Here is a 25,164-nt window from a genome sequence, read left to right as displayed (position 1 = left end):
CTGAAATGGCAGACAAGCAACCGGCCATGGCCGGCACCCCGATCCCACCGCCGGCTTATGTGGCCGGCCACCAGCTGCTGGCCGGCAAGAGCGTGCTGATTACCGCCGCCGCCGGCGCGGGCATCGGCTTCGCTGCCGCCAGGCGCTGCGCGGAGGAGGGCTGCCGCGCGCTGATGATCTCCGATATCCATGAGAAGCGGCTCGACGAGGCCGTGGCAACCCTGCGCGCCGAAACCGGCCTGCAGGCGATCCATGGCCAGCTTTGTGACGTCTCCGACCAGGCCCAGGTGCGGTCCCTGGTGGCGGCGGCCGAGGAGGCCCTGGGCGGCACCGATGTGCTGATCAACAACGCCGGGCTGGGCGGCTCGCGCCGCATAGTCGAGATGGACGATGCCGAATGGTCGCGGGTGCTCGACATTACGCTTACCGGCACCTTCCGCATGACGCGGGCCATGCTGCCGCATATGCAGGCGCGCCGGCGCGGCGTGATTGTCAACAACGCTTCGGTGCTGGGCTGGCGAGCGCAGAAGGAGCAGGCCCATTACGCCGCCGCCAAGGCCGGCGTGATGGCGCTGACACGCTGCAGCGCGGTGGAGGCTGCGGAGTTCGGCGTGCGCATCAATGCGGTGGCGCCGAGCATCGCCTTGCACGATTTCCTGCGCAAGTCGGCGCCAGCGGAGCTGCTGCGGGAGCTGGCCTCGCGCGAGGCGTTCGGGCGGGCGGCCGAGGTGTGGGAGGTGGCGAACGTGATGGTGTTTCTGGCTAGCGACTATGCGTCGTACATGACGGGCGAAGTGTTGCCTGTGAGCAGTCAGCGGGCGTAGCGGCTATCGGAGAAAAACCAGAGGCATCGGCCGAAGCCGCGGAGCAGGCCAAAGCCGCGCGCCATGACGACGGCTGTCTCTCCCTCTCCCCTCAGGGGGAGAGGGCCGGGGAGAGGGGTGGCTTAGCTAGGAGCCACTTGAAGCGAAGCCCGTGGTTTTTGACGGCACGACAGCGTGACGAGCGCCCGCCCTCTCCCCCGGCCCCTCTCCCACAAGTGGGAGAGGGGAGCAAACCAGCGATGGAGATCGGCGACGGTGCGGAGCAGGAACCCCCGCAACAGGGAAGCAGCAAGGCAAGGAGAGGCATGACACGAGTATTCAATGGCGCCGAGGCGCTGATGCGCGCCGTGGGCGAGCAACTGGGACACAGCGCCTGGACCGTCATCACGCAGGCGCGCATCGATGGCTTTGCCCAGGCCACCGGCGACCACCAATGGCTGCACGTGGATCCCGGGCGCGCCGCGCAAGGCCCCTTTGGTGCCTGCATCGCGCACGGCTACCTCACCCTGTCGCTGGTCAACCAGTTCCTGCCGGAGATCCTGACGGTGGAGAACCTGCGCTGGGGCGTCAACTACGGCTGCGACAAGGTGCGCTTCCCGGCGCCGGTGCGGGTCGGCTCGCGCCTGCGTGGCGTGGGCGAACTGGTGCGCGCAGAGGCGCTGCCCGGCGGTGTGCAGTCGGTGGTGCGCGTCAGCGTGGAAATCGAGGGCGAGGATAAGCCCGCTTGCGTGGCCGACACCATCAGCCGCTATTACTTTTGATCCTTCCAAGGAAAGCAGCATGAGAGAAGCAGTCATTGTCGCCGTGGCGCGTACGCCCATCGGCAAGGCATTCCGCGGCGCCTTCAACGATACCGAGGCGCCGGCGCTGGGCGCTCACGTGGTGCGCGCCGTGGTGGAGCGGGCGGGGATCGACCCGGCCGAGGTCGACGATGTACTGATCGGCGCCGCCGCGCAGCAGGGCACGCAGGGCTACAACCTGGGCCGGCTGTGCGCGGTGGCGGCGGGCCTGCCCGACAGCGTGCCGGGCATGACCATGGACCGCATGTGCTCGTCGGGGCTGATGACCATCGCCACGGCGGCGAAAAGCATCATCTGCGGCGAGGCCGATATCGTGGTGGCCGGCGGCGCCGAGTCGATCTCGCTGACGCAGAATAAGCACAAGAACGCCTATCGCGCGCAATCCGAGGCGGTGCTGGCGCGGCAGCCGGACGCCTATATGGCGATGATCGAGACCGCCGAAGTGGTGGCGCAACGCTATGGCATTGCCCGGGCCGCGCAGGACGAATACGCGCTGCGCAGCCAGCAGCGCACCGCCGAGGCGCAGCGCCAGGGCCTGTTCGACGACGAGATCGTGCCGCTGGAGACCCGCCGCGCGCTGTTCGACAAGGCGGGCGCGCTCACCGGGTACGAAACCGTGCGCCTCGCGCTGGACGAATGCAACCGGCCCGATACCAGCGCCGACAGCCTGGCCGCGCTCAAGCCGGTATGGAGTGGCGGGCGCACGGTGCCGCAAGGGCTCCACATCACCGCGGGCAATGCCTCCCAACTGTCGGACGGCGCCGCCGCCGTGCTGCTGATGAGTGGTGAACAGGCCGAGCGCCGTGGCTTGCGCCCGCTGGGGCGCTATCGCGGCATGGCCGTGGCTGGCTGCGCGGCGGATGAGATGGGCATCGGCCCGGTGTTCGCCGTGCCCAGGCTGCTGGCGCGCCACGGCCTGACGGTCAAGGACGTTGGCCTGTGGGAGCTGAATGAAGCCTTTGCCTGCCAGGTGCTGTACTGCCGGGACACGCTCGGCATTCCCGACGCGCGCCTGAATGTCAACGGCGGCGCCATCGCGATCGGGCATCCGTTCGGGATGTCGGGCGCGCGCATGACCGCGCACGCCTTGCTCGAAGCGCGCCGGCGCGGTGCCGCGCATGCGGTGGTGACGATGTGCGTCGGCGGCGGCATGGGCGCCGCCGCGCTGTTCGACGTGCTGTAGCGGCCATTGCCGGTGGCAGTGCGAGCGGCCGGCACAAGGCCGGCCATGCCCCCCGGCACGGAGGAGACGACAATGAAAAAAGTGATTGGCATCGCCATGTCGCTGACGGTACTGGCCGCCGCGGCATGGTCCTTCTCGCCGCGGCCCTTGCCAGCCTTCGCCGCGACCGCGCTGCGAGCGGACCGGCTGCAGCTCAATGGCATCGCCCGGGCCGGCAGCCGCCTGGTAGCGGTGGGCGAGCGCGGCACCATCCTGCTCAGCGACGACGAAGGTGCGCACTGGCGGCGCGCCAGCGTGACGCCCGAGCATGGCGCCGCGCTCACGCAGCTTGCCTTCGCGCTCGGCAAGGACGACAGGGTCGGTGTGGCGGTAGGCCACGGCGGCTGGATCCTGCGCACCACCGACGGCGGCGAGCATTGGCGGCAAGTAGCCTTCGATGCGGCGCAGCCGGACCCCCTGCTGGGCGTCTGGGGCGAGGCGGCCGGACCGTGGTTCGCCATCGGCAGCTTCGGGCGCTTCCTGGTGTCGCACGACCAGGGCGCGCACTGGCAGTCCGCCGCCACGCCGCAGATGCAGGACAAGCACCTGAACGGCATCGCCGGCGATAGCCAGGGCCGCATGATGCTGGTGGGCGAGAACGGCCTGGTGCTGCGCTCGGCCGATGGCGGTGGCACCTGGGAAGCGGTCAAGGTGCCCTACGCGGGCTCGCTCTACGGCGTGCTGCCGCTGCGCGGTGGCGCCTGGCTGGTCTATGGCATGCGCGGCAACGTGCTGCGCAGCGCCGACTTCGGCGCGACCTGGGAGGCCGCCGAGGTGGGGCTCAAGACCTCGTTCTTCGGTGGCGTGCAACTCGCCGACGGCCGCATCGCGGTGGCCGGCCAGGGCGGCATGCTGGCCGTCTCGGCCGATGGCGGGCGCCATTTCAAGCCGGTGTCGGGCGGCGGCGCGCAGACGCTGGCCGCGCTCATCCCGGCTGCCGGCGGGCATGTCCTGACGCTGGCCGGCAACGCGGGGATTGCCCGCTGCACCCTGGCGCCGGACGCCGCGCCCTGATCCCGCCGCCGCACCAACAGCGCACCTCACCGCATTGCATAGAAGCGAGAACGCCATGACCCGCCCCGAAATCTCCGGCCCCCGGGCCACGACAACCCGCCTGAGCCGCTTCGTCGCGCGTTGCGCGGACCTGCTGATCCGCCGCCGCCGCCTGTTGCTGGTGCTGTGCCTGGCGATGACCGTGGCGATGGGTTTGTCCGCCACGCGCCTGCGGCTCGATCCGGGCTTCAACAAGATGATCCCGCTCCAGCATCCCTATATGCAGGTGCTGGGCAAGTACGCCAGCACCTTCTCGGGCGCCAACACCGTGCTGGTCAGCCTGCGCTGGAAGGGCGACGGCGATATCTACAACCAGGCCTTCATGGACAAGGTGCGCCGGGCCACCGACGAGGTCTTCTTCATCCCCGGGGTGGACCGCGCGCGCGTGTTCTCGCTGTTCACGCCGAACGTGCGCTACACCGAGGTGACCGAGGCGGGCTTTCGCGGTGACGTGGTGGTGCCGGGGCGGTTCTCCGGTTCGCCGGAGCAGCTCGACCAGGTGCGCCGCAATGTGGCGCGCTCCGGCCAGATCGGCCGCCTGGTCAGCAATGATCTCAAGTCTGCCCTGATCCGGGCCGAACTGCGCGAAGTCGATCCCGTTAGCGGCAAGGCGCTCGACTATGGCGAAGTGGCGCGCCAGCTGGAGAAGATCCGCGCCGGCTTTGCCGGCCCCGACGTCGAGGTCAACGTCATCGGTTTTGCCAAGCTGGTGGGCGATGTGGAGGAGGGCATCGCCGGCGTGATGGTGTTCTTCGCGCTGGCCTTCGTGGTGACGGCGCTGATGCTGTATGGCTACACGCGCTCGCTGCGCATCACCCTGCTGGCGCTGGTGGTGGCGCTGCTGCCGGTGGCCTGGCTGCTGGGCTTGCTGCCTCTGCTGGGCTACGGCATCGACCCGATGTCGATCCTGGTGCCGTTCCTGATCTTCTCCATCGGGGTCTCGCACGCGGTGCAGATGACCAATGCCTGGAAGCAGGAGGTGGTGCTGGGCCACGACCCGGTCGAGAGCGCCCGCGCGGCTTTCTGCAAGCTCTTTATCCCGGGCACGGTGGCCTTGCTGACCAACGCGCTGGGCTTCATGGTGATCATGCGCATCGAGATCGAGATCGTGCGCGAGCTGGGCATTACCGCGTGCCTGGGTGTGCTGTTGATGATCCTGACCAACAAGGTGTTCCTGCCGCTGCTGCTGTCGTACACGCGCCTGGAACCGGGCGTGGTGGCGGCTGCCCGCGTGCGCGCCGGGCGGCACGGCGCCTTCTGGGACCGGTTCGGCCGCTTTGCCCGGCCGGGGCCGGCGCTGGCGGTGTTCGGTGTGTCGCTGGCGCTGCTGGCGGTGGGCGCGCTGCAATCGCGCGGGCTCAAGGTCGGGGATATCGGCAATGGCGCGCCCGAGTTGCGCGCCGACTCCCGCTACAACCGCGACAGCGAGAAGGTCGTTGGCCAGTACAACATCGGTGTGGACGTGCTCACGGTGGTGGTGGAACCCAAGGGCTTCGACGATGCCTGCCTGCACTATCCGGTGATGAGCGCGGTGGAGCGCTTCGAGATGAACCTGCGCGGCGTGGCCGGGGTGCAATCGGTGGTGAGCGTGCCCTCGCTGGCCAAGGTGGTGATCGGGGCCTACAACGAAGGCAATCCGCGCTGGGAGGCATTGCCGCGCAATAGCGAGGGCCTGAGCCAGGGCGCCAAGGCCTTCGATCCGGACAACGGCATGAACACGTCGAACTGCCAGGCGATCCAGGTGCTGATCTACACCGCCAACCACGAAGGGGCCACGATTGCCCACATCGTGAAGGAAATCCAGCGCTTCATCGCCGCCGACCACACGCCCAACGTGGCCTTCCGTCTTGGCGGCGGCAATATCGGCGTGATGGCGGCCACCAACGAAGCTGTGGAAGAGGCGGAGGTGACCATGCTGCTGGCGATCTTCGGCGCCATCACGCTGCTATGCCTGCTGACTTTCCGCTCCTGGCGCGCCGTGCTTTGCATCATCGTGCCGCTGACGCTGGTGTCCATCCTGTGCAACGCGCTGATGGCGCGGCTGGGGATCGGGCTGAAGGTCTCGACGCTGCCGGTGATCACGCTGGGGGTGGGGGTGGGCGTGGACTACGGCATCTATCTGTATGAGCGCATGCAGCACCAGCTGCGCGACGAAGGCCAGGGCTTGCCGCAGGCGTTCGCCGAAGCCATGCGCCAGCGTGGCACGGCCGCCTTGTTCACGGCCATGACGATGTGCATCGGGGTGGGCACCTGGGCCTTCGCCGCGCTCAAGTTCCAGGCGGACATGGGCATCCTGCTGGCCTTCATGTTCATGGTCAACCTGTTTGGCGCGGTGTTCCTGCTGCCGGCGCTGGCCAGCTGGCTGGGCGTGGAGGAAGAGGAACGCGCACGCGCCAAAGGGCATGGCGCCGGTGCGCCGGCTCACGCGGGCGACATGGCCGCAGCCGGCGAGCGCGCGCTCAAGTCGGACGCGATATGAGCGCCCGCGCCTTCACGCCGCTGCGGCTGGCGGGCGTCACGCTGCCGAACCGTTTCATCAAGGCGGCGACCTTCGAGGGGCGCGCGCCGGCCGGGGAGCCAAGCGCCGCGCTCGCCGATTTCCATGCCGGCATCGCCCGCGGCGGCGCCGCGCTCACTACGGTGGCCTATTGCGCGGTGGCGCCCGGCGCCCGCACCTTCGATGACCAGATCGTCGTGGGGGAGGCCGCCATGCCCGGGCTGCGCCGGCTGGCGCACGGCGTGCATGCGGCCGGCGGGCGGGTATCCGCCCAGCTTGCGCACGCGGGTGCGTTCTCGCGGCTGAAGCGCCCTTTCGGGGAGCGTTCGCGCGGCCCGTCCGTGACGCTCAATGACTACGGCTTGCTGGCCGGGGAGCCCATCGCGGGCGCCATGCGGTCGAGCCATATCGAGCAGGTGGTGGCGCATTATGCCGCCAGTGCATCGCTGCTCAAGGCCGCTGGCTTCGATGCGCTGGAGATCCACATGGGGCACGGCTACCTGCTCAGCCAGTTCATCAGCCCGGCCACCAACCGCCGTACGGACGAGTATGGTGGCAGCCTTGCCAGGCGCATGCGGCTGCCCTTGCGCGTACTTGCCGCGGTGCGCGAGGCGGTGGGCGGCGACATGGCGTTGCTGGCCAAGCTCAACCTGGACGACGGCCTGCCCAACGGGGTGCATGTCGGCGACAGCGTCGAAGCCTGCCGGTTGCTTGCCGCGGGCGGCATCGATGCCATCGAGCTCAGCGGTGGCTTTGTCAGCCGCTCGCCGATGTACCTGTTCCGCGGGCAAAGCCCACTGCCGGACATGATCCGCAACGAGCGCAGCCGCCTGTACCGGTTTTTCTTCCGGCTGGCCGGGCCGTCGCTGTTTGCATCGCAGCCTTTCGCCCCGCTGTACTTCCTCGATCAGGCACGGCGCGTGCGGGATGCCGTGGAGATCCCCCTCATCTACCTGGGCGGTGTCACCAGCGGCGAGGACGTGAGCCGCGTGCTGGACCAGGAAGGCTTCGACGCCGTCGCGCTGGGCCGCCCGCTGCTGCATGACGCGCATTTCGTCGAGCGCCTGCGCGCGGACGATCGTCACGCCAGCGGCTGCACGCACTGCAACCGCTGCGTGGCACTGCTGGATGCGCCCGGGGGCGTGCGCTGCCCGCTGGCGCAGGGCTGAAGTGGCGCTCCGGGCCGCAAGGCCGGGGCTAGTCCGAAGGGACGATGAACCGCGCGTGCCCGGTCCGTATCGTGGTGCGTGGCCCGGGGTCCGGCGCCGGGGCGCCGGCGCGGCGGGCCGCATAGAACTATCAGGAGAAGACATGTCCACACAAGGCTACAAGATTGAATCCCGGCCGCCGCAGGCACGCTTCGCGCGCGGCTGGCATTGCCTCGGGCTGGCGGCCGACTACAGGGATGGCCAACCTCACAGGCTCGACATCTTCGGCCGGCGACTCGCCGCCTTTGCCGACTCGGCCGGCAATATCAAGATCATCGACGGCTATTGCCCCCATATGGGCGCGGATCTCAGCACGGGCACCGTGCAGGGCGACAACATCGCCTGCCCGTTCCATGGCTGGCAATGGGGCGGCGACGGCGGCTGCAAATCGATCCCATACTGCAAGCGGGTGCCGCCCAAGGCGCGCATCGGCAGCTGGACCACCTGCGAGCAGAACAAGCTGCTGTTCATCTGGCACGACCCGCAAGGCAACGCGCCGCCGCCGGAAGTGGCCATCCCGCGCATCGAGGCGTGCTTCTCCGACGAGTGGTCGGACTGGGCGCTGGACAAGATGCTGATCCACACCAACTGCCGCGAGCTGGTCGACAATATCTCCGACATGGCCCACTTCGGCACGGTGCACGGCGCACCGGTCGACTACTTCGCCAACCTGTTCGAGGGCCACAAGGGAACGCAGCTGATGATCGGCCGCAGCGCCAGGCTCTCGGGCGATGACCAGCTGACCGCGCTCTCCACCTATTTCGGCCCCGCGTACCACATCACCGAAATGAGCGGGCGCATGGGTGACCAGCCCATCCACTCCATCCTGCTCAACTGCCATGTGCCGGTGGACGCCAACAGCTTCGAGCTGCGCTACGGCGTGCTGGTCAAGCGCGTGCCGGGCCTGTCGGATGCGCAGAACCGCGCCATGGCGCAGGCTTACGTGGAGCAGGCGCGCGGCGCCTTCTACGAAGACGTCGTGATCTGGGACAGCAAGATCCGCATCGACAACCCGCTGCTGTGCGAGGGCGACGGCCCGATCTACCAGATGCGCGACTGGTACGGGCAGTTCTACACAGACATTGAAAGCGTGCCGCCAGGCAGTGTGGAGCGGCGCAAGTTCGAGCTCAATGTCGCCGGGATCGAGCCGCCGGCGTTGCATCACGTGTTTGAGGGGTAGGCATACCGGACGCGGGGGCTTCCTGGCCCGCCGCGCCCGCTCGGCGCTGCGTTACGGCACAGCGCGCGACCGGCTACGGGAGCCTTTACCAGATCGTCTTGACGTGCGGGTAGGCGCGGATCTTCTCGTCCTTCGTCACCAGCGGACAAGGCGCTCGCGCGCCACCAGTGCCGCGACTCACCCACCAGACGAGCGCGCGCGTGTCCAGGACGGTCACTGCGCCGCCTCCCAATCATCGGCGTCCACCGGCTCGGTCGGTGCGTCGTAGCGCACCACGGAATCGCGCAGGATTTCCAGCGGGCTACGTGAAGGACTCCGATACGGCCGGACCTCGAGAACCGGCTTGCCGTGGTTGGTCACCACCAGCGGTTCGCCCGAGTCCTCAACCTGGCGGAAGTACGCCAGCGCATGTGCCTTGAAGTCCGATTTTGAGACTTGCCTCGCCATCTCTGCTCCTGATCGTATGTCCATGGTCACATACTCTAAATCAAGATGACCGGCAGATTCGAACCTTCTTTTGGCGGCGGGTGACGATACAGGCATCTGCCCAGGCCACGGGAGGTGACGAGGGCAAGTGCGTGCGCCGCCGCGTGCCGTCAGGCCAGCAACCCACGCTCGCGTGCCAGCGTCATGGCGGTGTCCTCGATCATGTCCTCCTGCCCGCCCACCAGGCGCTGGCGCCCCAGTTCGACCAGGATCTCGCGCGCCGGAATGCCGTACTTGGCCTGGGCGCGCTTGGCGAACAGCAGGAAAGACGAGTACACGCCGGCGTAGCCCAGCGTGAGCGCATCGCGGTCGATGCGGATCGGCTGGTCCATGATGGGCACCACCAGGTCTTCGGCCACGTCGGCGATGCGGAACACGTCCACGCCGGTCTCGATGCCCATGCGCTCGCAGACCGCCACGAAGACTTCCATCGGCGTATTGCCGGCGCCAGCGCCCAGCCCGGCGGCGGCCGCGTCGATGCGGGTGGCGCCGCAGGCCACGGCCGCCAGCGAGTTGGCGATCCCCATGGCGAGGTTGTGGTGGCCATGGAAGCCCAGTTCGGTGTCCGGCCTGAGCGCCTGGCGCACGGCCGTCAGCTTGGCGGTGACGTCGTGCGGCAGCATATGCCCCGCCGAATCGGTGATGTAGAGACAGTTGGCGCCATAGGACTCCATCAGCAGCGCCTGTTCCACCAGCGTCGCCATCGGCGCCATGTGCGCCATCATTAGGAAGCCCACGGTGTCCATGCCGAGCTTGCGCGCCATGCCGATATGCTGCTCGGAGACATCGGCTTCGGTGCAGTGGGTGGCTACGCGGATCGTGTGCACGCCCAGTTCATGCGCCATGCGCAAGTGTTCGATGGTGCCGATGCCCGGCAGCAGCAGGGCGGAGACCTTGGCTTGCTTGAGCTCGCCCAGCACGGCTTGCAGGTACGCCTCGTCGCTATGCGCGGGAAAGCCGTAGTTGACCGAGGCGCCGCCCAGGCCGTCGCCGTGGGTCACTTCGATCAGCGGCACGCCGGCTTCGTCCAGGCCGCGGGCGATCGTCTTCATCTGGTCGAGCGAGATCTGGTGGCGCTTCGGGTGCATGCCGTCGCGCAGGGTCATGTCATGCACGGTAATGCGTTGGCTCATTTCTAACTCCTTATGCGGTAGTGGCCATGGCGGGCAACGCGCCGCGCAGCATGGCGGCGCCGATGCGCTCGGCGGTGCGCGCGGCGGCGGCGGTCATGATGTCGAGGTTGCCGGCATACCTGGGCAGGTAGTCGCCCAGGCCCTCGACTTCCATGAAGATGGAAACGCGCTTGCCGTCGAAGACCGGGCCGTTCTTGAGCGTATAGCCGGGCACGTATTGCCGCACCTCGGCAATCATGTCGTGGACCGACGCCGTGATGGCATCCACGTCCGGCTCGTCCTCGGTCAGGCAGTGGATCGTGTCGCGCATGATGAGCGGAGGCTCGGCCGGGTTGATGACGATGATGGCCTTGCCCTGCCGCGCGCCGCCCACCTGCTCGATGGCGCCGGCGGTAGTGCGGGTGAACTCGTCGATGTTGCGGCGCGTGCCTGGCCCGACCGAGCGCGAGGAAACGGTGGCGACGATCTCGCCATATGCCACCGCCTGCACGCGCGATACCGCATACACCATGGGAATGGTCGCCTGGCCGCCGCAGGTGACCATATTGACGTTCATCGCATTGCTGCCGAGGTGTTCGTCCAGGTTGACCGGCGGCACGCAGAAGGGGCCGATGGCCGCCGGCGTCAGGTCGATCACGCGCACGCCGCGCGCGGTGAGCTGGTCGGAGTGCTGGCGGTGCACGTAGGCCGAGGTCGCATCGAAGGCGATGCGGATGTCGTCGGCGGCCAGGTGCGCAAGCAGGCCGTCGAGGCCCTGGTCGGTCGTCTTCAGGCCCAGTTCGCGGGCCCGGGCGAGGCCGTCGGAGGCCGGGTCGACGCCGACCATCCACACCGGTTCCAGAATGGTGCTGCGGCGCAGCTTGTAGAGCAGATCGGTGCCGATATTGCCGGGGCCGATCAGGGCACACTTGATTTTTGCCATGGGGCTTCCTTGCTTGGAGCGGGCAGGGTGGGAGAGTTCAGGTGAGTCAGGTGAGTCAGGTGAATCGGGTGCTGCAACTGCCGATGCCGTCGATGCGCAGGTGCAGGCGGTCTCCGGCAACGACCGGAATCAGCGCCGCGAGCGAGCCGGACAGGATGGTCTCGCCGGCGAGCAGGCCGATGCCAAGCGCGCCCAGCGTATTGGCCAGCCAGGCCACCGCTTCGGCGGGGTGGCCGAGGGCGGCGCTGCCTTGCCCCGTGGCGACCACGACGCCGTTCTTTTCCAGCGTCATGGCACAGCCGGCAAGGTCGAGGCCGGCCGGGCTTACGCGCTCCTCGCCCAGCACGTAGGCGCCGCAGGAGGCGTTGTCGGCCACGGTGTCCTCGATGCGGATGCGCCAGTCGAGGATGCGCGAATCGACGATCTCGAAGCAGGCGGAAACCGCTTCGGTGGCGGCCAGCACGTCGGCGCGGGTCACGCCGGGGCCGCGCAGGTCGCGCTTGAGAAAGAAGGCGATCTCGCCCTCAGCGCGCGGCTGGATCAGCGTGGCGGCGGGGATGGGCTGGCCGTCGGGGTAGCGCATGCTGGCCAGCAGCATGCCGAAATCGGGCTGGTGCACATCCAGCATCTGCTGCACCGGCAGGCTGGTGACGCCGATCTTCTTGCCGGTGATGCGGTCGCCGTGTGCCAGACGGTGCGCGACGAATTGTTGCTGGATGCGGTAGGCGTCGCGCACCGTGATCGGGTCGCCACGTCCGCTCAGGGGTGCGACCGGCACGCGCGCGGTCAGCGCCTGGTGGAGTTCCTCGCCTAGCGAGGCGATCAGGTCAGGTTTCATGGCGGGAAGGGACTGGATGGCCGCGGCGGACCGATGCCATTGGCATGGGTCCGCGCGAGCCTGCGGTGAGGCCGGGGGGCCGGTATCAGGTGCCCGAGCCGCGCACGGCGTCCGGCGAGAAGTAGGACTCGTTGAATTCCGGGCTGTGGTTGAGCACCGGCATCGGTTCTTCGTTGGTCAGGCGATCGGCAAAATAGGCACCCGACACCAGATCGTGATAGAACGCCGTGGTCGTGTAGAAGCGCTGGGCATCGTAGGCGTACACGGAGCCGGCCAGGTTGACCCGCCACAGCTGCCCGCGCGCGTCATGGTTCTCGGCGATCACCGCACTCCAGCTGTCCTCGTCGATGTACAGCACCCGCTTGGCGTACTGGTGGCGGAAGCCCTCCTTGAGCGAGGCCTCCAGCACCCACACGCGATGCAGCTCGTAGCGCATCAGGTCCGGGTTGGCGTGGCCCTTGCCGAGGATATCCTGGTACTTCACCGCGGTGCTCATCAGCTTGTAGTTGTTGTAGGGCACATAGATTTCCTTCTTGCCCACCACCTTCCAGTTGTAGCGCTCGCCGGAGCCATTGAAGAGCCGGTCGTCGTCGACGGTACGGAAGCCGCCCGGGCCGGAGGGCTGGTCGAAGCCGTACTCCGGCGTTTGCCGCACGCGCCGCGTGCCGGGGTTGTATTGCCACGTGCGGCGGGTGTTGGCGCCTTCCTGGTCCCACAGCTCATAGCCCACCAGCAACGTGCCGCGATCACGCAGCGGCAGCTCGGTAGCCTGGCGGAAAAAGGTCTTGCTGTTGAGCGCGCTCTTTGCGTCGAAGCTGGCTGCGTTGCGCGGCGAGAAGATGTTGTAGCGCACGCGGCCCCAGGCGATATTGCCGTCCGGGTACACCACCGCCTGGCCGTAGGTGGCCGATTCCGTGCCGATGGAGGAGGCGAAGCGCAAGTTCCACATCAGTTCCAGCCCGCTCTTGGGGATTGGGTACGGCGCTTGCGGCGGCGCGTTCCTCAGGCCATTGCCGTCCGCCGTCATGCTGACTTCGGGGGCGAGCAGGCGGATATTCTTGTAGGCCGCGTCCTCGTAGCGGAAATCGCGGTGGCTCGGGTAGACCGGCATCTTGAAGGTATCGGGATACTTCTTGAACAAGGCCTTGGTGCCTTCGGTCAGGTGCTCGGCGTATTGCGCCATGTTCTGCGCGGTGATGACGGCGAGCGGCTTCTCCGCGGCGTAGGGGTCCGGATAGCGCTCGCCGCGCTTCCACTGCACCCCCGCTGGCACGCCAAGCCACTTCCCGCTCCAGGCGGGGATCTGGCCGTCCTTGCTGCCGGCGCGTTCCGCGCCCATGGGCGTGAGCTTGTCATCGAGCTGCTTGAGCTCATCCGGTGTCACCTTGGCGTAGGCGGCGACAGCCAGCATCATGCTGGCCGCCAGCAGCGTGCCGCGGATCGTTGTCTTCGTATGCTGTTGCATGAGTGCGCTCCTGGGAATGAGGCCGGCCCTCGCGGGCACTGGCCCCGCAAAACGTTAAAACGAGTACTTCGCGTTGAATGCCACGTAGTCGCGGTCGGCCAGCGGGCGGTTGAGGGTGTTGGCGCCGCCCATGAACATGGCGTAGGTGAGGTTCAGTTCGAGGTTGTTGAGGTACTTGAAGGTCACGCCCACGCTGGCGCGGCGGTCGCCGAAGCCGGTCAGGGAGCCGAAGGCGCCGGCCACGGCCGACTTGCCGCTGAGGGCCTGGGCATAGGTGAGCGGCACCGTCATGTCCCAGCCGTCGAAGACATTGTTGTAGGTCAGCGACCAGCCGAGCTGCAGCGCTGCCGAGTTGGTGGTGTTGGTCAGCGTGCTGAAGCCGTTGACCGGTGTCACGCCGACGACGTGCTGGTAGGCGATTTCGCCGAGCAGGCTCTGCGAGTTGGCCAGGAAGCTCGGCCCGATGGCGTAGATGGCCGAGAGCTGCCCCTGCAGCACCTTGCCGCGGGTGGCTGTGGGCGATCCGGCCACGTTGACCAGGACCGGCACACCGTCCTTGTAGCTGACTTCCCCGGCGATATTGGCGCCAAGCATCTGGGTGGAGAAGCTGGCGCCGGTCAGGTTGATGTCGCCAAAGAATTTCTGCTGGTATTGCAGTGTCGGGAACAGCGAGGTCACTACACTCGGGTTCTTGTCGTGGTAGTGCAACTGGTACAGGCCGAGCTCGGTGTCGCCGAACACGCGAAAGCGCGTGCCCAGGCCCCACTGGCCGGAGTTGGACGGGTTGATGTCCGGCCCGCGCGGGATCTGGAAGCCGCCCGGGCCGATGATGTACTGCGCACCGGGGCCGACGATATCGCTGGTGCTGAAGTAGCTGCCGGGCGCGCTCAGCTGGTTGGGCTTGTAGGTGAACTGGTAGTAGCCGAGCAGGCTGAGGTCGGGATTGACCTGCCATTGCAGCGCGAGCTGGGGTACCGGCAGCAGGATGTCCTTGACCTCGGCGCCCGGCACGAAGGACTTGGTGGCGTCCGCGGGGCCTTGGGCGCCGGCGATATTGGGGAAGAACAGGCTCTCTCCCCATGCCACCACCTGGTTGCCGACCTTGACGTTCAGGCGTGTGCTGTCGATGCCGAAGGTGCCGTAGGCGTAGGCGTCCAGCAGTTGCGCGCGCTGGCCGTGGTAGTAGCGCGCCGAATCGGTGAACGCGTTGAAGGCGCCGCTGTGGTTGACGGTGGCCGGCGCATCGTTGGAATTCGAGGTGCGATAGGCGCGGTCGTAGAAGGCGCTGCCGCGCACGAACACGCCAAACTCGCCGCGCTGCAGATTGGCTTCGCCAAGCAGGGTGGCACGGTTGGCGATCATGTCGCCGCGCTTGAAATTGCGGTCGCCATCGTCGCCGTTGACGTTGGACGGTGACAGCAGTGCGCCGCTCGGCGCGCCGGTGCGGACCGCGGCGCCGTAGGTGGCGGTAAAGGAGTAGTTCAGCGACGTATCGTTGCCGAGATCGATGGTGTTGCCGGCCCAGGCGTTGGGTGTGATCGCCGCGGCGATGGCTGACACGATGGCGGCTGGCCGCAGCCTGCGCGTGCGATGCGGTGAACCCTGCGGTGTACCCTGCGTTGTACCCGTTTGTGACGCTTGCATATGTCTTCCCTATGGTGTTGGTGATGCGCGGTGATGCATTGACCTGGCACGTCTTGTGGCTTCTTCTTTGATGGAAAGCGTAATGACCGGGGCAGGGCGCGGAATCGTCAGAACGGACTAGACGGTTTCCCCTAGGCGATGGCCAGCGGCGCGACGCGCGGGCACGCCGCTAGTCCGAACGGAGGATGAAGCGCGGCGGCATGCGCGATAGCGTCGGGCATCGCCCCGCGCAGCGGGATCGCGGTGTGGGAATCACAGAGGAGGAATGCAATGCGCAGTGCAAAGGAATCCATCGTTGCGGTGGTCACGGGCGGCTCGCGTGGCGCGGGCAAGGGCATCGCGCTGGCGCTGGCGCAAGCCGGCGCGACGGTGTACGTCACCGGGCGCACCGAGCGCAGCGGCGAGGCGCCGTTGCCCGGCACCATCCACGAGACCGCGCGCGAGATCGATGCGCGCGGCGGCAAGGGCATCGCGGTGGCCTGTGACCATCGCGACGATGCGCAGGTACGCCGGCTGTTCGAGCAGGTGGGCGACGAATCGGGGCGGCTGGACATCCTGGTCAACAACGCTACCTTCCTGCACGACGCACTGATCGAGCCGGGCGGTTTCTGGGACAAGCCGCTGGCCCTGGTGGACATCCTCGACGTGGGCCTGCGCTCGGCCTATGTGGCGAGCTGGCATGCGGCGCCCCTGATGGTGGCTGGCGGGCGCGGACTGATGGCGTTCACGTCGTCCTTCGGCGCGAGTTGCTATATGCACGGCCCGGCCTACGGCGCGCAGAAGTGCGGCGTGGACAAGTTCGCCAAGGACATGGCGGTCGACCTGCGCCCGTACGGCGTGGCCGCGGTATCGGTCTGGATGGGCCCGCTGCGCACCGAGCGCACCATGCGGGTCTGGGCGCGCGAGCCCGACAAATACGCCGCCTTTGCGCCGAGCGCGGAGAGCCCCGAGTTCACCGGCAAGGTCATACTTGCCTTGCATGGCGACGCTGCTGTCATGGACAAATCGGGCCACGTGCTGATCAGCGCCGAGATTGCGCAGGAGTACGGCATTCTTGATATCGACGGCAAGGCGCCCGTTTCCTATCGCTCGGTGCTGGGTGGGCCGGTGCAGGCGCACCCGGCCAAGGTCGAGTAGCCGCGCTGCGTGGTCAGCCCGCGTGGCGGGCGGCCGCGTCGAGAAAGGCCGGCCGCTCGCCGCCGCCGTCGATGACCAGGTTGGCCCCCGATACATAGGCGGCATGCGGAGAGGCCAGGAAGAGGCAGGCGTCGGCGATGTCGCGCGGGTCCGCGAGCCGCCCGAGCGGCACGGTATCAGCCACCTGCCGGAGCGCGGCCGGATCACCATAGTGTTGCTGCTGCGCAGCCTCGGTGAGGACCAGTCCCGGGCTCACGGCCGTCACCCGCACGCGCGGCGCCCACTCCACCGCGAGCGAGCGGACTGCGCTCAGGATGCCCGCCTTGGCCGCGCCATAGGCCGCGGTGCCGGGGGAGGGCCGCAGCGCGCTGATGCTGCCGATGAAGATCTGCGTGCCGCCGCAGGCCTGGGCCTGCATGCGCGCGTTGGCGCGCTGCGCCAGTTGCAGCGGCGCCACCAGGTTCAGGCGGATGATGGATTCCATCAGGCGCGGCGAGGCGTGCGCGGCGAGCGCGAAGGGTGCGCCGCCGGCATTGTGGATCACGATATCGAGCGAGCCGGCGCTGTCCACGATCCGGGTCAGCAGGGACTCCACCTGCTCGGCGTCGCGAATGTCGGCTGAGATGAACTCCGCCTGACGGGGCTTTCCCCCGCCAGTCTCCGGTGGCGTGCGCCCGCAGGTGAACACGCGGGCACCTGCTGCCAGGAAGCCCTCGGCGATGCCACGGCCAATGCCGCGCGCGCCGCCTGTCACCAATACTGTCTTGCCGCTGAAATCGAATCCCGTCATCTCTGTCTTTCCCTGGTCTCGTTGCCTTGCTGGTCAGTGCGATCTTAGGGAAATCCACGGGACGCTTCGTAGTCCGAAAGGACGATGCCTGCCGCGTTGCGCATGAGCATGATCGGCCAGGTTCGTCATGACAACAGGGGAGACACCGACATGTCCAGTACGTCGCCTGCGGCATTGCCAGCCGGCCAAACCATCACCACGCCAGACGGCCTGCGCCTGCACTACCTCGATGCAGGTGCTGGCGAACCCGTGGTGTTCATCCACGGCAGCGGCCCGGGTGCCAGCGGCCATAGCAACTTCAAGCACAACGCACCGGCTTTTGCCGCGGCGGGCTTTCGCACCGTGGTGGTCGACCTGCCAGGCTACGGCCAGTCATCGAAACCGGCGGATGTGGAATACACGCTGGACTTCTTCGTCGCCGCGCTGCGCGCGCAATTGCTGGCGCTGGCGCTGCCGCGCTGCGTGCTGGTGGGCAACTCGCTGGGCGGCGCCATTGCGCTGAAATACGCGCTGGATTACCCGGAGCATGTCAGCCGCCTGGTGATGATGGCGCCGGGTGGCGTCGAAGACCGCGAGACCTATTTCCGCATGGAAGGCATCGAGAAGATGGTGTCGCTGTTTACCGGCGGGCATATGAACCCTGACACCATGCGCCAGTTGCTGACATTGCTGGTGCATGACGCCACGCTGGTCACCGATGCGCTGGTGGATGAGCGCATGGCCGTGTGCAAGGCGCAGCCGCGCGAGGTGCTGGCCACCATGAAGGTGCCCAACCTGACCGAGCGCCTGGGCGAGATCGCGTGCCCGGTGCTGGGCTTCTGGGGCACCGAAGACCGCTTCAACCCCGCCGGCGGCGCTCTCAAGTTCCTGCAGGGGTGCCGCGATGCGCGCTTCGTGCTGATCAATCGCTGCGGCCACTGGGTGATGGTCGAGCACAGCGATTACTTCAACCGCGAGTGCCTGGGCTTTCTCGCGGATACGGCCGAGGCCGCCGTGTAGCATGGCTGTGCGGCCGGCGTGTCGGCAGCGCCAAGAACCATAAACCTGGAGACAACATGGAATACCCGTTCAACCTGTTCGACCTGCGCGGCAAGGTGGCCGCCATCACCGGCGCCGCGCGCGGCATCGGCGCCGAGACCGCACGCGTGCTGGCTGCCGCCGGCGCCAAGGTCGCGGTGCTCGATTTGCTGGAAGCGGACGGCCAGGCCGCCGTGCGGCGCATCGAGGCCGAAGGCGGCCAGGCCGCCTTCTGGAAGCTGGACGTGTCCAGCGAGGCTGAGGTGGGCAAGGTGTTCGGCGAGATCGCCGCGCGCTTTGGCCGCCTCGACATCCTGATCAACAACGCCGGCATCGACGGCGTCAACGCGCCCACCCACGAACTGGCGCTGGCGCAATGGCAGCGGGTGATGGACGTCAACGTGACCGGCACTTTCCTGTGCACCAAGCATGCCATCGCGCATCTTGAGCGTGCGGGTGGCGGCTCGATCGTCAATGTGTCGTCGATGTACGGCATCGTCGGTGGCCCGGACGTGCCGCCGTACCACGCCTCCAAGGCCGCGGTGCGGATGATGGCCAAGACCGATGCCATGCTCTACGCAGGCAAGAACATCCGTGCCAACTCCGTCCATCCGGGCTATATCCGCACGCCGATGCTGGAGGAAGTGGCGCATGCCTCGGGGCAGGGTGAGGGCTTGTTCGCCTATCTTGGCGCGCAGGCGCCGATGGGCCGTCTTGGCGAGCCGCGCGACATCGCCGCAGGCATCCTCTACCTGGTGTCCGACGCTGCCCGCTACGTGACCGGCGCGGAACTGGTGATCGACGGCGGCTACACCGCGCGTTGAGCGTCTTCAGCTTCAACGAGGAAGGGAATGAGCATCGACACGACCAAAACCATGACCATGGACGCGAGCAAGAGCGCCGGCATGAAAGCCACCTTGCTCGATTACGTGGCCGCTTTCAATGCGGCGGACGCCGAGCGCGTGGTGGCGCTGTTTGCCGACGACGCTACCGTCGAGGACCCCGTTGGCAGCCCTGTGATTGCCGGGCGCGAGCGCATCCTCGCCTTCTACAGGCACGCGGCGTCGCTCGGCGCTCGCCTGGAAGTGGTGGCGCCGCCGCGGGGGTCGCACGGCAACGCCGCGGCCCTGAGTTTCGCGGTGTATGCGCGCATGCAGGGGCATTCGGTACGCATTGACGTGACCGATGTGATGACCTTCGGTGCGGACGGGCGCATTACCGGCATGCGCGCCTTCTGGGGGCCGGATGACGTGCATCCGCAGTAAGGTGCGTGCCGTGCGGGCATGGTAAGACGCTGTCCGCGTGATGCGGCCGCCACGCGCGAGCGCATCCTCGCGAGCGCGGAGCTGCTGTTCGAGCGCCAGGGCGTGCAATGCGTCACGCTGGAGCAGGTAGCGAGCGCCATCGCCATGACGCGCGGCGCGATCTACGGACACTTCCGTAGCCGCGCCGAGCTGCTGGCCGCCATCATGGCGCGGGCGGAGGCGCATCTGGCCAGCCGGCTCGCAGCCTTCGGCGGTAGCGGCGGGGGCCTGGCCCGCCCGGATCTGGAGCGCGCCCTGGCGACGATGTTGCAGGATGAGGCCGTGCTGCGCTATGCGGGCATCATCCTCGGCTTGCTGCACCACGCGTGCACGCCTGGGTGCGAGCTTTGCCACCTCACGGTCCGCATCCGTGCCCGCGCCAGGGCGTTGTGTGATGGCCTTGGCAGGCTGCTGGGCGAGCAGAGCAAGGGCGCGCTGCTGGCGGCGCATCTATGGGGCCTGCTGAGCGCCTGTTCGCTGCGGCTGGCGCCGGTGGACCTGGCCGGCTGCGTCGGGCCGCTGCTGCGGCTCTATGGGGAATAGCCGGCTGCGCCCGGGGCGCCTTGCCGGTAGCTCGCGGCGAATTCCGCACGCTTCCCGCCTGTTCCCCTATCCATGCCCCTATCCATCGCCAATCCGGTCTTGAAGTACACGGCGCGCATGGGCGTACGGGATTGACCCTAGTCCGCATGGACGAAGAGGTTCTCTCCTCCGGCACTTACCTTTCAGTTCAGCAGACCGTGCTGGCGCAAGTGCATCGCCACCGCGCCACCGCGCCACCGCGCCACCGCGCCACATGAGCATGGCAATGCAAGAAAAGGGATACGAGCAAAGAGGAGGCAATTGTGAAGGATCGATATCGCATCACATGTCTGTTGGGAACCTGCGCCGTGCTGGCGCTGGGCGTCGCTGCCGGCCAGAGGACGGGCGCGCCTGTGGCCAGAGAGGACAGCGCGAGCGAGCGCATAGCGGCGGCCGCGAGCGCCGCGACGGATATCCGGGCGGCGGTGGACGCCGCGCTGAGCGATTGCGACGATGCTTGCCGGCAGAGCCGGGGCATCGCGGCCGTGATGGCGTTGGGTTATCGCCCGCCGCCATAGTACCCAGGGAGCACCGCAGGCTTGCCCTGGAGCGCCGCAGGCCACCATCAAGCCACTTCCGCCACCCGTATCTCTGCCAGCAGCTTCTTCAACTCCGGCACGCAGGACCCGCAGTTGCCGCCCGCCTTCACGCAGGCGGTGACTTCGGCCGGTGTCTTGAGGTCATGCTTGCGCACCGCATCGCAGATGGTGTTGCGCCCCACGCCGAAGCAGGAGCACACGGTGGGGCCGGCGTCCGCGCCCTTTTCCATTGGCTGGCCCAGCAGCAGGCCGATGCGATCGGCGTCTTCCAGGCGGTCCTTGGCGAACAGCGTGGACAGCCACGCGCGCGAGGGCAGGTCGGGGCGCGTGCACACATAGAGGCAGGCCTGCAGGCGGTCGTCGACCACGTGGCCGGCGTGATAGATGCCGGCGGTGCGGTCTTCGTACTCGATCCAGTCCGCATTGGGGTCGTCGATGCCGAGCAATTGGCGGGCCCACGCGGCGCGGTCGGCGATATTCTCGCGGCCGGCGAACTCGTAGCGCTGGAACTGGCGGCCCTGGACGCGCGTCCAGTAGGTCAGCTCGTCCGCCTGGAGGTCCTCGCGGCTCAACACGAAGCCATGCCACGACACGCGGAACTCTTCCACGCGCACCGGCGTGTGCTTGAACTCGGGCTCGCCCGAGACCGGGTCCACCACCGGGTTGACCAGCGCGCCCACGCGCGCGTCGGAGCTGAACTGGCCGTTCCAGTGGATCGGCACGAATACGCTGCCGCGCGGGATGCCGCCGCTGTGCTGCACCCGCGCCACCATGGCGCCCCAGCGCGTGGTCACGCGGGCCAGCTTGCCTTCGCTGACGCCGGATAGCAGGGCATCCTGCGGATGCATGTCGACGAAGGGCTCGGCGATGTGGTCGGCCAGCTTGGGCGATTTGCCGGTGCGGGTCATGGTGTGCCATTGGTCGCGCACGCGGCCGGTGTTGAGCACTAGCGGGAACTCGTCATCGGTGGCGTGGAACGGCGCGCGCGGCGCGGTGGCGATAAAGCGGGCGCGGCCATCGGGGTGGGCGAAACGGCCATCGGCGAACAGCCGGGCAGTGCCGCCGGACGCGTTGGCGAGGCGCCCCGGGGGCGTGGCCATCACCGGCCATTGCACCGGTGAGAGCGCGTCGAATTGCTTCTGGCTCATGCCAGCCAGCCCGGCGAGGTCGAACATGCGTGGCGCGTGGGGCTGATCGCTGCTGCCCGCGTTGCGGTAGGTGCTCAGCCGCGCGTGCTCGTCGAAGATCTCGTGCGGTCCGGCAAAGCGGAATCCGTCAAAGCCCATGCGCGTGGCCACATCGCACAGGATCCGCCAGTCAGCGCGGGCCTCGCCGGGCGCCGGCAGGAAGGCGCGCTGGCGCGAGATGCGGCGCTCGGAACTGGTGACGGTGCCGTCCTTCTCGCCCCAGCCCAGCGCGGGCAGCAGGACGTGCGCGGCGTCGTTGGTATCGGTGCGCAGCATGATGTCGGAGCTGACCACCAGTTGGCACTTGGCCAGCGCGCGGCGGGCCTGGTCGGCATCCGGCAGGCTGACCACCGGGTTGGTGGCGATCACCCACACGGCCTTGACCCGGCCTTGCTCGATGGCCTCGAACAGCTCCACCGCCTTCAGGCCTGGCTTGTCCGCGATGGCAGGCGAGCCCCAGAACGATTGCACGATTTCCCGGTGCAGCGGGTCGGCCAGCTCCATATGCGCGGCCAGCATATTGGCCAGCCCGCCGACCTCGCGCCCGCCCATGGCATTGGGCTGGCCGGTCAGCGAGAAGGGGCCCATGCCGGGCTGGCCCACGCGGCCGGTGGCCAGGTGGCAGTTGATGATGCTGTTGACCTTGTCGGTGCCGGCCGACGACTGGTTCACGCCTTGCGAGAAGCCGGTCACCACCTTGGGCGTGGCGGCGAACAATGCGTAGAAGCCGCGCAGGGCTTCAGGGTCGAGCTTGCATGCCTTGGCTACCTTGGCGATGTCGGCGCAGTCCGGGCCGGCGGCCGCCAGCGCGGCGTCCAGGCCGCTGGTGTGGGCGTCGACGAATGACTGGTCCACCGCGCCGTGCTGTGCCAGGTAGTGCAGCAAGCCGTTGAACAGCCACACGTCGGTGCCGGGCTTGACCGGCAGGTGCAGGTCGGCCAGCTCGCAGGTGGCGGTGCGGCGCGGGTCGATCACCACCAGCTTCATTTCTGGCCGCGCTTCCTTGGCTTTGAGCAGCCGCTGGAACAGGATCGGATGGCACCATGCGGTGTTGGAGCCGACCAGCACCACCAGGTCGGCCAGTTCCAGGTCTTCGTAGTTGCCCGGCACCAGGTCCTCGCCAAAGGCGCGCTTGTGCCCGGCCACCGCCGACGACATGCATAGGCGCGAGTTGGTGTCGATGTTGGCGCTGCCGATAAAGCCCTTCATCAGCTTGTTGGCAACGTAGTAATCCTCGGTCAGCAACTGGCCGGAGACGTAGAGCGCCACGGCATCGGGGCCGTGTTCGGCGATGATGTCCTTGAAGCCCTGGGCGACCTTGTCCAGGGCATGGTCCCAGGACACTGGCTGCAAGGCGCCGTCGGCACCGCGTACTTGCGGGTGCAGCAGGCGGCCTTCCAGGCCGACGGTTTCCGCCAGCGCCGAGCCCTTCACGCACAGGCGGCCCTGGTTGGAGCCGTGGCTGGTGTCGCCGGCCACCTCCACGCTGCCGTCGGCATGGCGGGTGGCGCGCACGCCGCAGCCCACGCCGCAATACGGGCAGGTGGTATCGGTGACGGTGACTGAGGCGTCGGCGGACAGCAGGGTGGGCGAACCGGTGGAGAGGATGACGGGGATATCGGACAGGTTCACGTTAGCGCTCGCTGCTGGCGGTCAATCGGGGACTAGGTCGTTCAAGCGTTCGGGCGTTCGGGTGCTCAGGCTGCCATGGCCTCACATTGTGCCTTGCCGAACAGCAATCTCTGGCGCATGGCGCCTACCGGGGCGCCGCTCTGGATCAGGTCGAAGTACCAGGGGCCGTCCTGCACGTCGCCGTACAGCACCGCCCCGACCAGCCGACCGCCTTGCAGCACCAGCCGCTTGTACATGCCGCGGCGCGGATCGCGCATGACGAGATCCTCGCTGCCTTCACCGCCGATGAAGTCGCCGGCCGAGTAAAGATCCACGCCAGTCACTTTGAGCTTGGTGGCGGTGGCCTGCTGCACGTAGCGGCGATGCCCGGCGCCGGCCAGGTGCGCGGCGGCCACGCGCGCCTGTTCCCAGATCGGCGCGACCAGGCCGAAGGTGGCCTGGCGGTGCTGCACGCATTCGCCCACGGCATACACGCGCGGATCGTAGCTCTGCAAGGTGTCATCGACCACGATGGCGCGCTCGCAGCGCAGCCCGGCCTGCTGGGCCAGTTCGATGTTGGGGCGCACGCCGGCGGTCATCACCACCAGGTCGGCGGGGATCTGGGTACCGTCCTTGAAGCATACGCCGGTGACGCGGTCTTCCCCAAGGATGGCGCTGGTATTGGCGCCCAGCAAAAAGCGCAGGCCCTTGCGCTCCAGCGCCTGCTTGAGCAGCGCGGCGGCGGGCTTGTCGAGCTGACGCTCCATCAGGCTGTCGGCCACATGCACCACGCTGACCTCCATGCCCTGGCGCATCAGGCCGTTGGCGGCTTCCAGGCCGAGCAGCCCGCCGCCGATCACCACGGCGTGGCGATGGTTGCGGGCCGCCGCCAGCATGGTTTCCACGTCCTGGATGTCGCGAAAGGCGATGACGCCATCGAGCTGGTGGCCCGGCACGGGGATGATGAAAGGCTTGGAGCCGGTCGCCAGCAGCAGGCGGTCATAGCCCACCTCACGCCCGGATTGCGAGCGCACCAGCCGGCGGCGGCGGTCGATCGCCACCACCGGATCGCCGGCCAGCAGTTCGATGCCGTTCTGCGCGTACCAGTCGCGGGTGTTGAGCATGATGTCCGCGACCGTTTTCTCGCCCGCCAGCACCGGCGAGAGCAGGATGCGGTTGTAGTTGCCGTGCGGCTCTGCGCCGAACACGGTGATGTCATAGAGGTCGGGCGCGAGCTTCAGCAGTTCCTCGACCGTGCGCATGCCGGCCATGCCGTTGCCGACCACCACCAGGCGGGGTTTGGCGGGCGTGGTCATGCGGCCACCCAGACCTTGCCGTCATGGACGCGGGCCGGATACGCCGCGATGGAGTGCTCGGGCGCTTCCAGGCATTCGCCGGTCTGCAGGTCGAAGTGATGCTTGTAGATCGGCGACGCCACCACGATGCGTTCGCCCAGGCTGCCGACCAGGCCGCGCGAGAGTACGGCGGCGTTGGCGTTGGGATCGTAGTTGGCGATGGCGAACACCTGGTCGCCATTGCCGCCCTGATCGTCGCTGTAGCCGTCGCCGACCCGGAACACGGCGATCTGTGCCTTGTCCACCAGTGCGCACACACCGGTATTGGGCACGATGTCGCGCAGGCTGCAAACGGCGGTCCAGGCTTCGGTATGGTGGGTGGGGCTCATGATGTTCTCCTTGGGCGTTGGCGCGAGATGATGGGTCGGTA

The 25,164-nt window shown here is 67.9% G+C and carries 23 protein-coding genes; 13 read left to right on the top strand and 10 right to left on the bottom strand.

Annotated features, from left to right (window positions below):
• Positions 1–5 precede the first annotated feature (5 nt).
• From RR42_RS31900 to RR42_RS31870, 7 genes are all read left to right on the top strand, one after another.
• On the top strand, positions 6–824 hold the full coding sequence (locus tag RR42_RS31900; protein ID WP_052495109.1) for an SDR family oxidoreductase: 819 nt from the start codon (positions 6–8) through the stop codon (positions 822–824).
• A gap of 305 nt (positions 825–1,129) precedes the next feature.
• Positions 1,130–1,585, top strand: coding sequence for a MaoC family dehydratase (locus RR42_RS31895; RefSeq protein WP_043355879.1), 456 nt, complete (start codon positions 1,130–1,132; stop codon positions 1,583–1,585).
• 19 nt (positions 1,586–1,604) lie between these two features.
• Positions 1,605–2,807 (top strand): acetyl-CoA C-acyltransferase, encoded by a 1,203-nt coding sequence (locus RR42_RS31890; protein WP_043355877.1) that lies wholly within the window; start codon positions 1,605–1,607, stop codon positions 2,805–2,807.
• 72 nt (positions 2,808–2,879) lie between these two features.
• A complete protein-coding gene (locus RR42_RS31885) occupies positions 2,880–3,860 on the top strand; it encodes a WD40/YVTN/BNR-like repeat-containing protein (RefSeq protein WP_043355875.1) in 981 nt (326 codons plus the stop codon).
• 55 nt (positions 3,861–3,915) lie between these two features.
• Positions 3,916–6,378, top strand: coding sequence for an efflux RND transporter permease subunit (locus RR42_RS31880; RefSeq protein ID WP_043355870.1), 2,463 nt, complete (start codon positions 3,916–3,918; stop codon positions 6,376–6,378).
• Entirely contained in the window at positions 6,375–7,565 is a 1,191-nt protein-coding gene (locus RR42_RS31875; protein WP_043355869.1) for an NADH:flavin oxidoreductase, read from the top strand. Before RR42_RS31880 ends, RR42_RS31875 begins: the two co-directional genes overlap by 4 nt.
• 142 nt (positions 7,566–7,707) lie before the next feature.
• A complete protein-coding gene (locus tag RR42_RS31870; RefSeq protein ID WP_043355868.1) occupies positions 7,708–8,784 on the top strand; it encodes a Rieske 2Fe-2S domain-containing protein in 1,077 nt (358 codons plus the stop codon).
• A gap of 213 nt (positions 8,785–8,997) precedes the next feature.
• Here the strand turns inward: RR42_RS31870 and RR42_RS31865 are convergent, their stop codons facing one another.
• From RR42_RS31865 to RR42_RS31840, 6 genes are all read right to left on the bottom strand, one after another.
• Positions 8,998–9,231, bottom strand: a complete 234-nt coding sequence (locus RR42_RS31865; RefSeq protein WP_043355867.1) for a type II toxin-antitoxin system Phd/YefM family antitoxin — start codon at positions 9,229–9,231, stop codon at positions 8,998–9,000.
• A gap of 149 nt (positions 9,232–9,380) precedes the next feature.
• Entirely contained in the window at positions 9,381–10,403 is a 1,023-nt protein-coding gene (dmpG, locus tag RR42_RS31860; RefSeq protein ID WP_043355866.1) for a 4-hydroxy-2-oxovalerate aldolase, read from the bottom strand.
• Between the two features lie 10 nt (positions 10,404–10,413).
• Positions 10,414–11,325 carry an acetaldehyde dehydrogenase (acetylating) gene (locus RR42_RS31855; protein WP_043355864.1) on the bottom strand — a complete coding sequence of 304 codons (912 nt, stop codon included), beginning with the start codon at positions 11,323–11,325 and terminating at the stop codon, positions 10,414–10,416.
• 55 nt (positions 11,326–11,380) lie between these two features.
• Positions 11,381–12,163 (bottom strand): 2-oxopent-4-enoate hydratase, encoded by a 783-nt coding sequence (gene dmpE / locus RR42_RS31850; RefSeq protein WP_043355862.1) that lies wholly within the window; start codon positions 12,161–12,163, stop codon positions 11,381–11,383.
• An 85-nt stretch (positions 12,164–12,248) separates the two neighbouring features.
• On the bottom strand, positions 12,249–13,577 hold the full coding sequence (locus RR42_RS31845) for a DUF1329 domain-containing protein (RefSeq protein ID WP_419188922.1): 1,329 nt from the start codon (positions 13,575–13,577) through the stop codon (positions 12,249–12,251).
• A gap of 105 nt (positions 13,578–13,682) precedes the next feature.
• Positions 13,683–15,272, bottom strand: coding sequence for a DUF1302 domain-containing protein (locus tag RR42_RS31840; protein WP_052495108.1), 1,590 nt, complete (start codon positions 15,270–15,272; stop codon positions 13,683–13,685).
• Between the two features lie 270 nt (positions 15,273–15,542).
• Between RR42_RS31840 and RR42_RS31835 the strand changes: the two genes are divergently transcribed.
• Entirely contained in the window at positions 15,543–16,409 is an 867-nt protein-coding gene (locus RR42_RS31835) for an SDR family NAD(P)-dependent oxidoreductase (protein ID WP_043355860.1), read from the top strand.
• A 13-nt stretch (positions 16,410–16,422) separates the two neighbouring features.
• Here the strand turns inward: RR42_RS31835 and RR42_RS31830 are convergent, their stop codons facing one another.
• Positions 16,423–17,199 carry an SDR family oxidoreductase gene (locus RR42_RS31830; protein WP_043355859.1) on the bottom strand — a complete coding sequence of 259 codons (777 nt, stop codon included), beginning with the start codon at positions 17,197–17,199 and terminating at the stop codon, positions 16,423–16,425.
• A 150-nt stretch (positions 17,200–17,349) separates the two neighbouring features.
• On the opposite strand from RR42_RS31830, the gene RR42_RS31825 reads away from it, so the two are divergent.
• From RR42_RS31825 to RR42_RS31805, 5 genes are all read left to right on the top strand, one after another.
• Positions 17,350–18,198, top strand: coding sequence for an alpha/beta fold hydrolase (locus tag RR42_RS31825; RefSeq protein WP_043358288.1), 849 nt, complete (start codon positions 17,350–17,352; stop codon positions 18,196–18,198).
• 56 nt (positions 18,199–18,254) lie between these two features.
• Positions 18,255–19,040 carry an SDR family NAD(P)-dependent oxidoreductase gene (locus RR42_RS31820; RefSeq protein ID WP_043355858.1) on the top strand — a complete coding sequence of 262 codons (786 nt, stop codon included), beginning with the start codon at positions 18,255–18,257 and terminating at the stop codon, positions 19,038–19,040.
• 27 nt (positions 19,041–19,067) lie between these two features.
• Positions 19,068–19,481 carry a nuclear transport factor 2 family protein gene (locus RR42_RS31815; protein WP_082055175.1) on the top strand — a complete coding sequence of 138 codons (414 nt, stop codon included), beginning with the start codon at positions 19,068–19,070 and terminating at the stop codon, positions 19,479–19,481.
• Positions 19,482–19,499: 18 nt separating this feature from the next.
• The gene (locus RR42_RS31810; protein ID WP_063778471.1) at positions 19,500–20,063 is read left to right on the top strand and encodes a TetR family transcriptional regulator; all 564 of its coding nucleotides are present in this window, start codon (positions 19,500–19,502) and stop codon (positions 20,061–20,063) included.
• A 302-nt stretch (positions 20,064–20,365) separates the two neighbouring features.
• The gene (locus tag RR42_RS31805; protein ID WP_144410002.1) at positions 20,366–20,620 is read left to right on the top strand and encodes a hypothetical protein; all 255 of its coding nucleotides are present in this window, start codon (positions 20,366–20,368) and stop codon (positions 20,618–20,620) included.
• Between the two features lie 47 nt (positions 20,621–20,667).
• On the opposite strand, the gene RR42_RS31800 is transcribed toward RR42_RS31805, so the two are convergent.
• From RR42_RS31800 to nirD, 3 genes are all read right to left on the bottom strand, one after another.
• A complete protein-coding gene (locus RR42_RS31800; protein WP_043355851.1) occupies positions 20,668–23,460 on the bottom strand; it encodes a nitrate reductase in 2,793 nt (930 codons plus the stop codon).
• A 65-nt stretch (positions 23,461–23,525) separates the two neighbouring features.
• Entirely contained in the window at positions 23,526–24,755 is a 1,230-nt protein-coding gene (locus tag RR42_RS31795) for an NAD(P)/FAD-dependent oxidoreductase (protein ID WP_052495107.1), read from the bottom strand.
• Entirely contained in the window at positions 24,752–25,123 is a 372-nt protein-coding gene (gene nirD / locus RR42_RS31790) for a nitrite reductase small subunit NirD (protein ID WP_043355849.1), read from the bottom strand. The genes RR42_RS31795 and nirD overlap by 4 nt, the downstream gene beginning before the upstream one ends.
• Between the last annotated feature and the right edge of the window lie 41 nt (positions 25,124–25,164).

This window comes from Cupriavidus basilensis (assembly GCF_000832305.1).
Classification (GTDB): Bacteria; Pseudomonadota; Gammaproteobacteria; order Burkholderiales; family Burkholderiaceae; genus Cupriavidus; species Cupriavidus basilensis_F.
Note: the sequence above shows the minus strand (reverse complement) of the source record. Positions and strands in the feature narration are given on the sequence as shown.

Coding starts and splice junctions, on each gene's coding strand:
- RR42_RS31900 (WP_052495109.1), top strand. CDS start 6: ATGGCAGACAAGCAACCGGCCATGGCCGGCACCCCGATCCCACCGCCG.
- RR42_RS31895 (WP_043355879.1), top strand. CDS start 1,130: ATGACACGAGTATTCAATGGCGCCGAGGCGCTGATGCGCGCCGTGGGC.
- RR42_RS31890 (WP_043355877.1), top strand. CDS start 1,605: ATGAGAGAAGCAGTCATTGTCGCCGTGGCGCGTACGCCCATCGGCAAG.
- RR42_RS31885 (WP_043355875.1), top strand. CDS start 2,880: ATGAAAAAAGTGATTGGCATCGCCATGTCGCTGACGGTACTGGCCGCC.
- RR42_RS31880 (WP_043355870.1), top strand. CDS start 3,916: ATGACCCGCCCCGAAATCTCCGGCCCCCGGGCCACGACAACCCGCCTG.
- RR42_RS31875 (WP_043355869.1), top strand. CDS start 6,375: ATGAGCGCCCGCGCCTTCACGCCGCTGCGGCTGGCGGGCGTCACGCTG.
- RR42_RS31870 (WP_043355868.1), top strand. CDS start 7,708: ATGTCCACACAAGGCTACAAGATTGAATCCCGGCCGCCGCAGGCACGC.
- RR42_RS31865 (WP_043355867.1), bottom strand. CDS start 9,231: ATGGCGAGGCAAGTCTCAAAATCGGACTTCAAGGCACATGCGCTGGCG.
- dmpG (WP_043355866.1), bottom strand. CDS start 10,403: ATGAGCCAACGCATTACCGTGCATGACATGACCCTGCGCGACGGCATG.
- RR42_RS31855 (WP_043355864.1), bottom strand. CDS start 11,325: ATGGCAAAAATCAAGTGTGCCCTGATCGGCCCCGGCAATATCGGCACC.
- dmpE (WP_043355862.1), bottom strand. CDS start 12,163: ATGAAACCTGACCTGATCGCCTCGCTAGGCGAGGAACTCCACCAGGCG.
- RR42_RS31845 (WP_419188922.1), bottom strand. CDS start 13,577: ATGATGCTGGCTGTCGCCGCCTACGCCAAGGTGACACCGGATGAGCTC.
- RR42_RS31840 (WP_052495108.1), bottom strand. CDS start 15,272: ATGCAAGCGTCACAAACGGGTACAACGCAGGGTACACCGCAGGGTTCA.
- RR42_RS31835 (WP_043355860.1), top strand. CDS start 15,543: ATGCGCAGTGCAAAGGAATCCATCGTTGCGGTGGTCACGGGCGGCTCG.
- RR42_RS31830 (WP_043355859.1), bottom strand. CDS start 17,199: ATGACGGGATTCGATTTCAGCGGCAAGACAGTATTGGTGACAGGCGGC.
- RR42_RS31825 (WP_043358288.1), top strand. CDS start 17,350: ATGTCCAGTACGTCGCCTGCGGCATTGCCAGCCGGCCAAACCATCACC.
- RR42_RS31820 (WP_043355858.1), top strand. CDS start 18,255: ATGGAATACCCGTTCAACCTGTTCGACCTGCGCGGCAAGGTGGCCGCC.
- RR42_RS31815 (WP_082055175.1), top strand. CDS start 19,068: ATGAGCATCGACACGACCAAAACCATGACCATGGACGCGAGCAAGAGC.
- RR42_RS31810 (WP_063778471.1), top strand. CDS start 19,500: ATGGTAAGACGCTGTCCGCGTGATGCGGCCGCCACGCGCGAGCGCATC.
- RR42_RS31795 (WP_052495107.1), bottom strand. CDS start 24,755: ATGACCACGCCCGCCAAACCCCGCCTGGTGGTGGTCGGCAACGGCATG.
- nirD (WP_043355849.1), bottom strand. CDS start 25,123: ATGAGCCCCACCCACCATACCGAAGCCTGGACCGCCGTTTGCAGCCTG.